This window comes from Embleya hyalina (genome assembly GCF_003967355.1).
Taxonomy (GTDB): domain Bacteria; phylum Actinomycetota; class Actinomycetes; order Streptomycetales; family Streptomycetaceae; genus Embleya; species Embleya hyalina.
This window is the reverse complement of the sequence record NZ_BIFH01000018.1, coordinates 85,979-98,588: the sequence shown is the minus strand read 5'-3', so window position 1 is coordinate 98,588 and position 12,610 is coordinate 85,979. Positions and strand designations below refer to the sequence as shown.

12 protein-coding genes are annotated in these 12,610 nt (G+C 73.8%); 5 read left to right on the top strand and 7 right to left on the bottom strand.

What is annotated here, in order from left to right:
- Positions 1 to 120 precede the first annotated feature (120 nt).
- Positions 121 to 1,002, bottom strand: a complete 882-nt coding sequence (locus EMA17_RS16075) for an alpha/beta fold hydrolase (RefSeq protein WP_126637702.1) — start codon at positions 1,000 to 1,002, stop codon at positions 121 to 123.
- 117 nt (positions 1,003 to 1,119) lie between these two features.
- Between EMA17_RS16075 and EMA17_RS16070 the strand changes: the two genes are divergently transcribed.
- A complete protein-coding gene (locus tag EMA17_RS16070) occupies positions 1,120 to 1,806 on the top strand; it encodes a winged helix-turn-helix transcriptional regulator (RefSeq protein ID WP_126637701.1) in 687 nt (228 codons plus the stop codon).
- A 68-nt stretch (positions 1,807 to 1,874) separates the two neighbouring features.
- Positions 1,875 to 2,939 (top strand): DNA alkylation repair protein, encoded by a 1,065-nt coding sequence (locus tag EMA17_RS16065; protein WP_126637700.1) that lies wholly within the window; start codon positions 1,875 to 1,877, stop codon positions 2,937 to 2,939.
- Between the two features lie 58 nt (positions 2,940 to 2,997).
- Here the strand turns inward: EMA17_RS16065 and EMA17_RS16060 are convergent, their stop codons facing one another.
- Together EMA17_RS16060 and EMA17_RS16050 are read right to left on the bottom strand one after the other, a co-directional pair.
- Complete coding sequence (locus EMA17_RS16060) at positions 2,998 to 3,348, bottom strand: DUF1330 domain-containing protein (protein ID WP_126637699.1); 351 nt, start codon at positions 3,346 to 3,348, stop codon at positions 2,998 to 3,000.
- Positions 3,349 to 3,584: 236 nt separating this feature from the next.
- Positions 3,585 to 4,127 (bottom strand): CGNR zinc finger domain-containing protein, encoded by a 543-nt coding sequence (locus EMA17_RS16050; RefSeq protein WP_126637698.1) that lies wholly within the window; start codon positions 4,125 to 4,127, stop codon positions 3,585 to 3,587.
- Positions 4,128 to 4,166: 39 nt separating this feature from the next.
- Between EMA17_RS16050 and EMA17_RS16045 the strand changes: the two genes are divergently transcribed.
- Positions 4,167 to 5,192 carry an EamA family transporter gene (locus tag EMA17_RS16045; RefSeq protein WP_126637697.1) on the top strand — a complete coding sequence of 342 codons (1,026 nt, stop codon included), beginning with the start codon at positions 4,167 to 4,169 and terminating at the stop codon, positions 5,190 to 5,192.
- On the opposite strand, the gene EMA17_RS16040 is transcribed toward EMA17_RS16045, so the two are convergent.
- Both EMA17_RS16040 and EMA17_RS16035 read right to left on the bottom strand, forming a co-directional pair.
- Positions 5,176 to 6,735, bottom strand: coding sequence for an FAD-dependent monooxygenase (locus EMA17_RS16040; protein ID WP_126637696.1), 1,560 nt, complete (start codon positions 6,733 to 6,735; stop codon positions 5,176 to 5,178). The two genes, EMA17_RS16045 and EMA17_RS16040, sit on opposite strands and share 17 nt — an antisense overlap.
- 422 nt (positions 6,736 to 7,157) lie before the next feature.
- Positions 7,158 to 7,808 (bottom strand): TetR family transcriptional regulator, encoded by a 651-nt coding sequence (locus EMA17_RS16035; protein ID WP_160161425.1) that lies wholly within the window; start codon positions 7,806 to 7,808, stop codon positions 7,158 to 7,160.
- Between the two features lie 215 nt (positions 7,809 to 8,023).
- On the opposite strand from EMA17_RS16035, the gene EMA17_RS54085 reads away from it, so the two are divergent.
- Positions 8,024 to 8,392, top strand: a complete 369-nt coding sequence (locus EMA17_RS54085; RefSeq protein ID WP_281290505.1) for an oligopeptide/dipeptide ABC transporter ATP-binding protein — start codon at positions 8,024 to 8,026, stop codon at positions 8,390 to 8,392.
- Positions 8,393 to 8,398: 6 nt separating this feature from the next.
- Complete coding sequence (locus EMA17_RS16025) at positions 8,399 to 10,201, top strand: glycoside hydrolase family 3 protein (RefSeq protein ID WP_126637693.1); 1,803 nt, start codon at positions 8,399 to 8,401, stop codon at positions 10,199 to 10,201.
- 19 nt (positions 10,202 to 10,220) lie between these two features.
- Here the strand turns inward: EMA17_RS16025 and EMA17_RS16020 are convergent, their stop codons facing one another.
- Together EMA17_RS16020 and EMA17_RS16015 are read right to left on the bottom strand one after the other, a co-directional pair.
- Positions 10,221 to 11,654 carry an MFS transporter gene (locus EMA17_RS16020; RefSeq protein ID WP_126637692.1) on the bottom strand — a complete coding sequence of 478 codons (1,434 nt, stop codon included), beginning with the start codon at positions 11,652 to 11,654 and terminating at the stop codon, positions 10,221 to 10,223.
- A 242-nt stretch (positions 11,655 to 11,896) separates the two neighbouring features.
- On the bottom strand, positions 11,897 to 12,409 hold the full coding sequence (locus EMA17_RS16015) for a DUF6328 family protein (protein WP_126637691.1): 513 nt from the start codon (positions 12,407 to 12,409) through the stop codon (positions 11,897 to 11,899).
- Positions 12,410 to 12,610: the final 201 nt, after the last annotated feature.

Genomic DNA, 12,610 nt, shown 5'->3' with positions numbered 1-12,610 from the left:
CCGAGGACGAAGGCCCGTTCCGAGACGCCGGCCGAGGTCGTCTCCGACGTGAAGCGCACGCGCGTGGGGTTCCGCCGTTCGCGGCGGGCACCGCGGCACGGGCCCGCCGTCCACCGCCGATCAGGAGGTCGCGGTCTGTCCAACGATCGCCGCGACGATGATGTCCCACGTCGCCTCGGGCGGCATTTGGTGGCCCATGCCCGGTACCGGGATCAGCGTGGTGCCGGGGATCTCGCGGGCGAGGGCCTCGGCGTGGCCGTACGGGAAGAGCGGATCGGCGGTGCCGTGCAGGACGAGGGTGGGCGCGGTGATCTCGCCGAGGCGGGCGCGGATCGGCTCGCCGCCGTCGATCGTCCAGTGGTTGGCCGCGGCGGCGGGGACCGGGCTGCGGTCGAACGCGCGGCCGGCGGTCAGCCGCACGCGTTCCTCGTCGACGGGGATGGTCCCGGCGAAGGCGTGTTCGGCGGCCAGGAAGTACGCGATGACGGCGTCGCGGTCCGCCCAGTCGGGGGCGGGCGCGGGCTCGGCGAACACCTTGCGCAGGGACTCGCTCATCGGCGGCAGTTCCGGGCCCTCGGAGTCGCCGGGGCCGCCCGGGCTGGTGGAGAGCAGGGTGAGCGTCAGGACCCGTTCGGGGGCCCGGAGGACCAGGCGCTGGGCGAGTCCGCCGCCCATGGAGATGCCGACGATGTGCGCGGCGGACAGGTGGTACGCGTCCAGTACGGCCAGGGCGTCGGTCGACAGGTCTTCCTGCGTGTACGTCGGCGCGCCGAGCGGGAAGGTGGTCGACTGCCCCGTGTCGCGGGTGTCGTAGCGGATGACGTATCGGCCGGATTCGGCGAGCCGGGCGACGAAGTCGTCGTCCCACCAGTCCCGGGACGCCTCCGCGCCGCCGATGAGCAGGATCGCGGGCGCCGCGGGGTCGCCGAAGGCCTGCGCGGCGAGGTCGGCGCCGTCGGCGTGGACGAGGCGCTCGGACGAGGCGGGGTGGGCGGCGCACATGGATGCCTCCGGTGGAGTGGGTGGGGCGATGCGAGAACCGTACTACGACTTTCGAAGCTTGCGCTACGATATTCGTAGCGAGATGCTCTCGTGGTGACACTCTCGAAGGAGGCGGGGATGCCGGCAGCAGCTCCCATCGGCGCGCACGACGGTCGACGCACCTACGGCCAGGCGTGCCCGATCGCGCACGCGCTCGACCTGATCGGCGAGCGCTGGGCCCTGCTCGTGGTGCGCGAACTGCGGCTCGGGCCGCGGCGATACGCCGACATCCAGGCGGCCCTGCCGGGCCTGGGCCCGAGCGTGCTGGCCCAGCGGCTGCGCGATCTGGAGGCCGTGGGCGTGCTGCGGCGGCGCGTCCTGCCGCCGCCGGCTTCCGCCAAGGTGTACGAACTGACCGAGTGGGGCGCCGAGTTGGAGCCGGTCTTCGCGGCGCTGCGGGTGTGGGGCATGCGCTCGCCGGTGGTGCCGCTCCGGGGGGACGTCGGCAGCGACACGGTGCTGCTCGGCCTGCGCGCGTATTTCGTGGCCCGACCGCGGGCCCCGTGGACGGCGGCGTACCGGATCGACCTGGGCCGCGAGACCTACCGCGTCGTGGTCGTCGACGGCGAACTCGTCACGGTCGCCCGCGGCGAGGACCCGACCGCGCCCGCGCCGGACGTGCACGTCGTCGCCGAGACCGCGACCCTGCAGTCGGTCCTGACCGGAAAGGTCCCCCTGGCATCCGCCCTCGCCGACGCCGGTCTGACCGTCACGGGCGACACGGCGGCCCTCGAACGTCTGGTCGAGGCACTGCCGGCGCGCTGAGCCCGGCGCGCGTGGCCGCGGGGCGCGCACGACCCCCGATGTCGGACCTCTCTGGGAGCCTGGCGCGCATGGCCCAACCGCTCAAGGACATGATCAACGCGACCTCCGTCGCCACCCTGGCCGACGCCGTCGCGACCGCCCGCGACGGCTTCCCGCGCGACCGCTTCGTGACCGCCGCGCTGACCGGACTGGACGACCTGGAGCTCAAGGCCCGCGTCGGCCACGTCGCCCGGGCCCTGCACACGACCCTCGACCTGCCCTTCCCGGCGGCCGCCGAGGTCCTGTGCGCGGCGACCGGGCACACCGTCCTGGACATGTGGAGCGGCTGGCCCGCCACCGACTACGTCGCGGTGCACGGCGTCGACCACCTCGACGAGGCCATGGCCACGCTCGCCGTGATCACCCCCTTCGCCACGGCCGAGTTCGCGGTGCGGCCCTACCTCGACCGCCACGAGGACACCGCGCTGAGGATCGTCCGGGGCTGGGCCGAGTCGGCCGACGAGCACCTGCGCCGGCTCGCGTCCGAGGGCACCCGGCCACGACTGCCCTGGGGCACACGGGTGCACTGGCTGATGTCCCCCGGTCCGACGCTGCCCATCCTGGAGCGGCTGCGCGACGACCCGAGCGAGTACGTCCGGCGCTCGGTCGCCAACCACGTCAACGACATCGCCAAGGACCACCCCGACACGGCGCTGGCCATCCTCGGCCGCTGGCACGCCGAGGGCGGCGAACACACCGACCGCGTCGTCCGGCACGCCGCCCGGGGCCTGCTGCGGGCCGGCCATCCCGAGGCGCTCGCCCTGATCGGCGCGGCACACGGCAGCGGCACGGTGGAATCGCTCGTCGTCGCGGACACCGTCACGACCGGCGACCGCCTCCCGTTCACCCTCACGGTCCGCGCCGACGCCCCCGGGCCACTCGTCCTCAAGTACGCGGTGGCCCGCGACGGTTCCCACCGCGTCTTCCACCTGGCCGAGCGAGTGGCGAACGCCGCCGGCGACACCTTCACCCTCGCCAGATCCCACTCGTTCCGCCCGGTGACCACCCGCGCCGAACCCCCGGGCCCCCGCACCCTGCACATCGTCGTCAACGGCAAACCCCAAGCCACCGCCCCCTTCACCCTGCTCCCCTGACCCCGCCGAGACCACGAACGGCCGGCCTGTCGCGGTTCACCGGACGCTGCTCGTGTGGCTACTCGCCCGCGGTCATCGCCGCGCGCATCCTCGCGACGGTGACGGCCGGGTCGTAGTTCTCGGGAACGCCCTCGACCAGGATGATGTCGCCCTCGATGTGCCGTGAGCGCAGGGGGGCGATCTCCTGGTACGCGGGCGAGTCCCACCAGGTCCGGGCCTCGGCGATGCCGGGGAAGCCGATCATCACCACACCCCCGGGCCAGTTGCCCTCCTTCACCTCGTGCGGCGTGACGTGCACGAGGAAGCGGCCGCCGTACGGCGCGAAGGTGCCGGGAAGGCGCTCGATGTACTCGGCGATCTCGGGGTGCGGGGCGGCGTCCCGCAGCTTGGCGATGACGTAGGCGGTCATGTTCGTACGCTCCTCGGTCGTTGCGTTTCCCTGGCGAACACCAATCTAGGCAGCCGCCGACGGCGGGGAATCGGTCACGCATAGGTACTTTCCGCAGGCGGCTTCGGTGCGGGTGGCCGTCACCCCTCCCGGCCGGAGGGCGTCGTCTCGATCGGCACGGACCGCCGGTCGCCCGCACGCGTTCCGCGCGTGATGTGGCCGCGGCGCTCCGGCCGATCCGGCACGCCGGTCGACAATCACGCCTCTCGCGCGCCCCGGCGGGCGCGGTAGGCGGCCACGGCGTTGCGGTTGCCGCACGCGGTGCTGCAATAGCGGCGCGAGCGGTTGCGGGTGAGGTCCAGGACGATGCCGCCACACCCCTCGTCCGCGCACAGGAACAGCCGGGACGTCTCGTCCATGCGGACCACGTCGATCATCGCCATCGCGGTCTCCACGACCACCCGACTCGCCAGGGGCGCGTCGCCGGACACCGCGTGCAGGTGCCAGTCCTGGTCGTCGTGCCGCACGAGCTGCGGAAGCGCGCCGGCGTCGGCGAGCATCGTGTTCGCCAGGCCCGCGGCGCGGTCGCGGTCCGCGGTCAGCAGATCGCGCAGCACCGGGCGCAGCGCACGCAGGCTCGCGAGTTCGGCGGCGTCGCCGTCCCGGCGTCCGGTGTAGCGATGTTCGGCGTACCACGCGTCCACGTCCCGCACCGTGGTGAGGGTGTCCGGCCCCTCCGCGCTGTTGATCAGCGCCACGACGGCCTGCAGCGACGATTCGGTGTCATGACCAAAAATCATTTTGACAGCTTACCGAGCACACCCCTACCGTCATGGTCTATGACCGATATTGCCCATGACATACCGCGTGTGCGCACCTTCTCCGGCCCATCCGCCCATGCCGGTCTAGGCGGCGGTCTGCTCCTCGCCCTCGTCTCGGCGACCTCCTTCGGCATGTCGGGGTCGTTGGCACGGGGGCTGCTCTCGTCCGGTTGGAGTCCGGGGGCGATCGTGCTGGCCCGGATCGGCCTGGCCGCGCTCGTCGTGGCGCCGTTCGCGGTCGTGGCCCTGCGCGGGCGGTGGCATCGACTGCGCGCGCAGGCCCGCACCGTGCTGGTGTACGGCGTACTGGGCCTGGCGGGCGCGCAGTTCTGCTTCTTCTCCGCCGTCACCACGATGGACGTCGCACCCGCGTTGCTCATCGAGTACACCGCCCCGGCGGCGGTGGTGGTCTGGTTGTGGGCGCGCCGCGGTCGGCGCCCGCGACCGTCGACCCTGGCCGGCACCGGGCTGGCGGCCGTGGGCCTGGTCCTCGCCGTCGACCTGTTCTCCGGCGCCGATCTGGCCTGGTCGGGCGTGGCCTGGGCGCTCGCGGCGATGGTCGGCCTGACCGCCTACTTCCTGATCGCGGCGGACACCGACACCGGCCTGCCGCCGGTGGCGCTGACCGGTGCCGGTCTGGTGGTCGGCACGGCCACCCTCGCCGTGCTCGCGGCGGTCGGTCTGCTGCCGATGCACGCCACGCCCGACCCGGCCGACTACCGCGTCGGCAGCGCGCCCTGGTGGGTGCCGGTGCTCCTGCTCGGCCTGGTCACCGCGGCCCTGGCCTACACCACGGGCACCGCGGCGAGCCGTCTGCTCGGTTCCCGCACGGCCTCGTTCGTCGCCCTCCTGGAGGTGGTCGCCAGTGTCGGCTTCGCGTGGTTGCTGATCGGCGAGGCGCCGAACGCCTCCCGGACGGTCGGCGGCCTGCTGATCATCGGCGGCGTCGTCCTCGCCGGACTCGACGACCGCCGAACACCCCGTGCTCCACACGCGCGCCGACGGAAGCCGGCGACGGAGCGGCGGGTCACCCCCGACCGGTGATCGTGGCGAGGGTGTCGCCGACGGTCGTCCCGCCGCCCGCTCCGTCGCGCCAGCGTGCCGCGACGTGGCCGTCGGGGCGGACCAGTACGGCCCCATCGGCGCCGAGGCCGCACAGTTCGCGGTGTTCGTCGGGAAGGGTCTCGATCCGCAACGGGTGTGCCACGGAGGCGCGTTGCTCCCACCGGACGGGATCGGGGGTGAGCAGGGCGAAGCACTCGCCGACCGCGTCGAGCGTGGAGCGGCCGTCCTCGAGCCACAGGTGCGGCATGCGCCGGCCCGGCTCCGCGCCGGGCACGTAGTTCGTGTCCGCGTCGGAGGGTTCGGGTGCGGCTTCGCCGTCGGAGCGCACGGCGCCGGAGCGGTAGGTGGCCCCGAGCACCAGGCCGAGTTGCGCGAAGTACTGTTCCGACCAGGGGAGTTCGACGGCGTCCGTGGGCGCGACGCCGGCGTCGAGCCGCTCGCGGCGGCGGTTTTGCACGTCGATCAACAGCCGGGTGTTGGCCACCGCCTGGCGCAGGGTCCGGTGCGCGACGGGCAGGCGTTCGGTCTCGTAGGACTCCACCAGGACCGGGTCGGCCCATCCGTGCAGCACCCCCGCCAGCTTCCAACACAGGTTGTGCACATCGGCGAGACCCGTGTTCATCCCCAGGCCGCCGAAGATGGGCAACGCGTGCGCGGCGTCGCCCGCCAGCAGGATGCGGCCGTGCCGGAACCGTTCGGCGACGAACGCGTTCATCACCCACGGCTGCACCCGCAACACCTCGGCCTTGACGTCGGCCGCGGGGCCGAGGGCCCGCGCGACGACCTCGGCCCAGTCGGTGGGCTCGGCGGTCGCCGGTGTGGAGCCGAACCAGGCCCAGCCCCCTTCCGGATAGAGCGGGGCGAAGGTGCCGTGCGCGGTCAGGTACACCCCGGCCGGTTGCTCGGCGCACCAGCGGAGGTCGGCGTCGAACACGACGGTGGTGAAGGGTCCCAGCGCTCCGGGGCCGGTGGTGCCGATACCCGACGCCTGCCGGACGGTGGAGTTCGCGCCGTCGGCACCGAGCAGGTAGCGGGCCCGCACCCGCAGTTCGGCGTCGCGTCCGTGGTCGACGAGCGTGGCCAGCACCCCGTCGTGCTCCTCGGCCACGTCGACGACCTCGACGCCGAAGCGCACCGGGGCACCCGGCGCGGCGAGCAGGATGGGCTCCAGGCGGTCCTGTGAGGTGAGCACGCCGAATTCGGGGCTCTCGGGCACCGGGGCGGCGACGCCGACCATCGCCTCGCCGGCGAAGTCGCGGTCGTACAGGGTGTCGCGGAAGCGGACGCGGCCGTACTCGGGCGCGAACCCCGCGGCCCTGATCCGGGCGGCCAGGCCGAGCCGGCGAAAGATCTCCATGGAGCGCACGTTGACCAGCCGGGACCGGGGAAAGGGCGACAATTCGCGGTGCCGCTCCACGAGCAGCACCTGCACACCCCAGCGTTCGAGCAGCGCCCGGGCGGTGAGGCCGACCGGCCCGCCGCCCACGATCAGGACCTCCACCTCGGCGTCCACCACGCGCATGGCGATCTCCTCCTGCCCACCTCGGGTCGGTCGGCGCACTCGGCGACGTGCCGGGCGCACGTTCGGCGGCTCGGCCGGCACACCCCGAGGGAACACGGTCGCGCGGGTGGGATGCGGCGGCGAACGGGTCGAGCCGGCGGCGTGCCCGGGTACGCCGCCAACGGTAGCCCCGATCAGCACCCGCGCGAGCGAACCCCGCCCGTACCCGAGACCGGCGTGTCGTGGATTCGACACCGACACCGCGCCGACTCGGCCCACCGGCGCGCCCCACCCGCCATCCCACCGAAGGCCCGGCTCGGCATCGAGGAACTCCCCGGGAACGCACGGCACTTCGCTCCCACCCTCCGGACCGCACGGCGCTTCGTGCCTGCTCCGGCGCACTCCGGCGACGCCGTCGTGGGCAGGGTCTCGGCGCCCCTCGCTCACGGTCCCTCGTCGCTCGTCCCCACCACCTCGCGCAGGGCCGCCACCCAGGCCTGCGGTCCGTCGGTCGCGCCGTCGACGACCACACGGCGGGCCGGGCCGGCGAGGAGTGCGCCGATCGCGCCGGGGCGCAGGTCCCGGTCGGGCTCGACGCCCATACGCTCGGCGGCGATGGCGACCGCGTCCTGGGCGAGTGCGCCGATCCGCAGGATCGCGAACTCGTGCATCGAGCGGATGTCGGCACAGCGGCGGCGCAGTTCGCGGCGCCGCGCGGTCGTCTCGGCCGACTCCTCCGGCGCTCCGCCGCCGTCGCGGCCGAAGGCGTGCGTCAGGGCCGCCCACGAGTCCGATTCGGCGGGCGCCGCAGCGAACTCCTCGACGAGGAGGCGGCCGAAGCCCCAGCCGAAGAGCAGGGCCTCCTTGCACTCGTAGTAGCGGAAGAACGTGCGGTGCGCGATGTTCGCCCGGGCGCAGATCCGGTCGATCGTGGTCGCCTCGAAGCCCTGCTCCTCGAACAGGTCGAGCGCCGCGGTCCGGATGGCGTCGCGTGTCCGCGCCTTCTCGCGTTCGCGCAGCCCCGGTCGGGGTGCCGCCTCGTCCGCGTGCTGGGATCCCGGGGGTTCGGGGTCCCGGATTGCAATCTTCCCCACCTTGAAAGTTTGCACTACTGTCACCTGGCAGCCGTGCCACTTTCCTGGGTTGGTGCAGGTCCACCCCTGTGGGCTTGTGATCCCGGATGGAGCGAGGCAGATGAACAATCGTAAACGGCTGGTGGCCGTCGCACCGGCCGCGGCCGCGGCGCTCGGGGCGGCCGGCTGTTCGGCCTCCGACGACGCGGTGGCGAACGAACAGCCCGCCGGCGCGGGTGCCGCCGTCGACGGCGGCACGCTGCGCGTGGGCCTGGACCGCGCGTTCGGAGGACCTGTTGGCCGCACCGGCGCATCCGTACGCCGCCGCGCTGCTCGCCGCCGTGCCCGAGCCCGGGCGGGAGCTCGGTGACGGGCACCTGCTCGCGGTCGATCCGCCGTCCCCGCCGGACCCGCCGTCCGGCTGCCGGTTCCGCACCCGCTGTCCGTGCGCGGGCGCGGTGTGCGCGGACGAGGAACCCGCGGGGCGCGCCGTCGCCGAGCGGCGCGCCGTCGCGTGCCACCGCCCGCTGCCGCCCTTCGCCGCCCCGCCCACCCACGATCCCACTCGGCACCGCCCCGACCACTTCGCCCGGCACGAGGACTGATCCGCCATGCTCCGAACCCTTCGCCACCACGACGGCACCCGTTTCCGCGACCTCAACCACAACGGGACCATGGAGCCCTACGAGGACCCCCGGCTCCCGATCGACGAGCGGGTCGCCGACCTGCTGGGCCGGATGACGCTGGAGGAGAAGGCCGGGCTGATGTGTTGCGGCCGGATGATCCCCGGCGACGGCGCCCGCATCCCGTCCGGGGCCGAGCTGATCGGCGAACGCGGCGTCAACACCTTCGGGTTGACCGCCATGCCCTCGCCGGTCGAGACGGCCCGGTGGAACAACCACGTGCAGGACCTGGCCGCCGCGACCCGCCTCGGCATCCCCGTCACGCTCGCCTCCGACCCGCGCCACGGCTTCACCGAGAACCCGGCCACCGCGTTCACCGGCGGCGCGTTCAGCCGAGGACCCGAACCGATCGGCCTCGCGGCCACTGACGACCCCGCGCTCGTCGAGGAGTACGCCGCGACGATCGCGGCCGAACTGCGCGCGGTGGGCGTGCGTGTCGCGATCCACCCGATGGCCGACCTCGCCACCGAGCCCCGCAAGCCGCGCACGAGCGGCACCTTCGGCGAGGACGCCGACCGGGCCGGACGCGTCCTGGCCGGCTACATCCGGGGCATGCAGGGCGAACGGCTCGGCCCGGACGGCGTGGCCTGCATGACCAAGCACTTCCCCGGCGGCGGACCCCAGGAGGGCGGCGAGGACCCGCACTTCGCCTACGGCACCCGCGCCGTCTACCCGGGCGGCAACCTCGACTACCACCTGAAGCCCTTCGAGGCCGCCTTCGAGGTCGGCACCGCCCAGGTCATGACGTGCTACTCGATCCCGATGGGCACCGCGCTCGCCGAGGTCGGCTCCTCGTTCAACCGCGACGTGCTCACCGGGCTGCTGCGCGAGCGGTACGGCTTCGACGGCGTGGTGTGCAGCGACTTCAACGTGCTCACCGGCATGGAGATCCCCGGCCTCGTCGCGCTGCCGCCGCGCAACTGGGGCGTCGAACACCTCACCGTCGCCGAGCAGGCGGTGCTGATGCTGCACGCGGGCGTGGACCAGTTCGGCGGCGAGACCCGATCCGACCTGATCGTCGACGCGGTACGCTCCGGCGCCGTCGACGAGGCCCGGATCGACGCGTCGGCCCGGCGCATCCTGCGCGACAAGTTCCGCCTCGGCCTGTTCGACGACCCGTACGTCGACCCCGAGGCCGCCGAGCGGGTGGTCGGCCACCCCGCGCGCGTCGAACTGGGCCGCCGGGTGCAGCGGCGCTCCCTGGTCCGGCTCACCGGAGAGCCGTTCGCGGACACGCCGGGGCGCCGGCTGTACGTGGAGAACATCGACCCCGAAGTCGCCGCCCGCTACGGCACGGTGGTCGAGCGACCCGAGGACGCGGACCTGGCCGTGATCCGGATCGACGCGCCGTACGAGGCCCGCGAGGGCCTGCTCGAACGCCACTTCCACGCGGGGTCCCTCGACTTCCCCGCCGCCGAGGTCGAACGCCTGCGCGCACTGTGCGCGACCGTGCCGACCACCGTCGACGTCTTCCTGGACCGCGCCGCGGTCCTGACCCCGCTCGCCGAGTGCGCGGCCGCCCTGATCGCCGACTTCGGCGCCGACGACGACCTGGTCCTGGACGCGGCGTTCGGCCGGACCCCGACGCCGGGCACACTGCCGTTCGACCTGCCGTCGTCGATGGAGGCCGTGCTGAACTCCCGCGAGGACGTGCCCTTCGACACCCGCGACCCGCTGTTCCGCTGCGGCCACCCGCACGCGACCCGAGACGACTTGGGGGCGCGCGCGTAACGGCGCGCCTCGACCCGGGTCAGGAGGGTGCCCGGGACGCGCGGCGGGGAACGTCGAGCGTCCCGGACCCGGCGGGGGGCGACGTCGCGGTGCGCGGGATGGCCGCCGCGGTGAGTGCCGCCGCGAGGGCCGCCGCGGCGGCGAGGGCGAAGACGATGCGGTACGCGTCGAGCGAGGCGTAGGTGCCGCCCGCCCCGTCCCCCGCGCCGGCCGGCACCGTCGTGGTCGCCGTGGTCAGCACGACGGCGACCACGGTGCTGCACAGTGCCTGGCCGATGGTGCGCATCAGCACGTTCAGGCCGGTCGCCGCCGCCGTCTGCGCCGCCGGCACCGCCTGGATCACCAGGGTCGGCAGCGCCGAGTACACCAGCCCGGTCCCGACCGAACACATCGTCGCCCCGGCCGTGATCGTCCACATCCGCTCGCTGGTGAACACCCGCACCACATAGGCCCCGGCGATCACCAGCGCCCCCGCCACCAGCGTCAGGCGCGCCCCGCGGGCGGCGGACAACCGAGCCGACACCGGCGACATCACCACCATCGTCAGCCCGCCGGGGAGCAGACACAGGCTCGCCACCAGCGCGGACGCCCCCAGGCCGTATCCGGTGCCCTCGGGCGCCTGGACCAGTTGCACGGTGGCGAGCCAGTTGGCGTAGAAGGCGAATCCGGTCACCAGCGCCGCCAGATGCGGCAACAGCACGGTACGGCGGGCCGCCAGACGCAGATCCACCAGCGGTTCGCGCACCCGCAGTTGATGCCGGCCCCAGAGCGGCAGGACGAGTACGCCGGCCGCCCCGACACCGAGCACCGCCGGGCTCGTCCACCCCCAGTCGCCGCCCTTGGACACCGCGAGCAGCACGCCCACCAGGCCCGTGGTCAGCAGCAGCGCGCCGACCGCGTCGAACCGGCCCGGCGTGCGTACCGACGAGCGCGGCAGCACCCACCACGAGAGCACCGCGCCGAGCGCGCCCAGGCCGGTGGTCACCCGGAACAACACGTGCCAGTCCGCGTGCCGCACCACGATCGACGCCAGCGGAAGGCCGGCCGCCGCCCCGATGCCCACCGTCGAGCTCATCAGCGCGACCGCCGAGCCGACCCGGTGTGGCGGCAGTTCGTCCCGCAGGATGCCCGTCGCCAGCGGCACCACGGCGGCGGCGGTCCCCTGGAGCGCCCGCGCGGTGATCAGTACGCCGATGTCGGTGGTCAGCGCGCACAGCGCCGAGCCCACCGTCATCACCACGAGCGCGGCGACGAGGACGCGGCGTCTGCCGTACATGTCGCCGGCCCGCCCGAGGACCGGGTTGAGCACCGCGCCGGAGAGCAGCGTCGCGGTCAGCATCCAACTCACCGTGCCCGGCGAGGACCCGGTGTCGCCGGGAAGTGCGGGCAGCAGCGGCACGATCACCGTCTGCATGAGCGCCATCAGGACGCCGCCGAAGGCCAGGGTCGGCACCAGCAGACGGGAACGAAGGCCGGATGAGGGTACTGCGGTCGACACGCGGCGACTCCGGGATCCGGGGGCCGCCAGCTGACCTGACGACCCGTCAGATCAGTTCTGTCACGAACTCCCCCGGAACGCCGGCACACGTGACGGACGTCGCACCACGCCGTGCCGCGCGATGGTCCGCACCGCCGCCGCCCGCGTCGGCGTCGACGCGTGTGCGCCGTGGGGCCGAACGCGGCGTGGGCGGTCGGTCAGGCCCCGCCACCCTCCGCGGCGTCGTCCGCCTCCCGCGATCCCGCGTCGCCCAGGCGCAGCGCCATCGGCAGCACGAGCCACCATCCGAGGAACCAGATCGCGGCCCCCGACGTGAGCACCGCCGCGGTGACGGGGTCGGTCGCCACCCGCAACAGCAGCAACAACGAGCAGCCGATGGTGCAGGCCGACAGGGCCACCCCGAGTGGGACGAGACGGTTGGCCACGCGGACCAGTCCGGGCTTGCGGTGTCGTCCCGCGACCGCGCGATGCACCGAGACCACGGACACCAGGACCCCCATCGAGGCCGCGCCCAGCACCACGGCGGCCACGTACAGGCCGTTGTCGAAGTCGCCCAGGGTGCCGAATTTCGGGGTGAACACGACGCTCAGCAGGAAGCCGAACAACACCTGCGCCCCGGTCTGGACGACCCGGACCTCCTGGAGCAGCTCGTTCCACCGTCGGTCGGCCCGCTCGTCCGCGCTCTCGCTCCGGCCGTCCTCCTCACGCATGGTGTCCCCTTCGTCGGTGTCCGCGTTCGCGTGGGGAACGACTTCCCCGACCACCGCGAGGGCACACGGGTCCGGCTACCCGATCGCAGCGCGCGAGCACGCGTCGGACCCGGACCGGGTGGCAACTCCCATGTGGTGGAGGCGAATTCGTCGCCGGAGCAATCGCGCGCCGGCTCGGGGCGTCGGCCGGGCCGGGGGCGC

What these genes read in the sequence shown, in the direction of transcription:
- EMA17_RS16060 (WP_126637699.1), bottom strand. Translation starts at nt 3,348, where the DNA reads ATGACCGCCTACGTCATCGCCAAGCTGCGGGACGCCGCCCCGCACCCC.
- EMA17_RS16075 (WP_126637702.1), bottom strand. Translation starts at nt 1,002, where the DNA reads ATGTGCGCCGCCCACCCCGCCTCGTCCGAGCGCCTCGTCCACGCCGAC.
- EMA17_RS16050 (WP_126637698.1), bottom strand. Translation starts at nt 4,127, where the DNA reads ATGATTTTTGGTCATGACACCGAATCGTCGCTGCAGGCCGTCGTGGCG.
- EMA17_RS16025 (WP_126637693.1), top strand. Translation starts at nt 8,399, where the DNA reads ATGCTCCGAACCCTTCGCCACCACGACGGCACCCGTTTCCGCGACCTC.
- EMA17_RS16015 (WP_126637691.1), bottom strand. Translation starts at nt 12,409, where the DNA reads ATGCGTGAGGAGGACGGCCGGAGCGAGAGCGCGGACGAGCGGGCCGAC.
- EMA17_RS16045 (WP_126637697.1), top strand. Translation starts at nt 4,167, where the DNA reads ATGACCGATATTGCCCATGACATACCGCGTGTGCGCACCTTCTCCGGC.
- EMA17_RS16065 (WP_126637700.1), top strand. Translation starts at nt 1,875, where the DNA reads ATGGCCCAACCGCTCAAGGACATGATCAACGCGACCTCCGTCGCCACC.
- EMA17_RS16070 (WP_126637701.1), top strand. Translation starts at nt 1,120, where the DNA reads ATGCCGGCAGCAGCTCCCATCGGCGCGCACGACGGTCGACGCACCTAC.
- EMA17_RS16040 (WP_126637696.1), bottom strand. Translation starts at nt 6,735, where the DNA reads ATGCGCGTGGTGGACGCCGAGGTGGAGGTCCTGATCGTGGGCGGCGGG.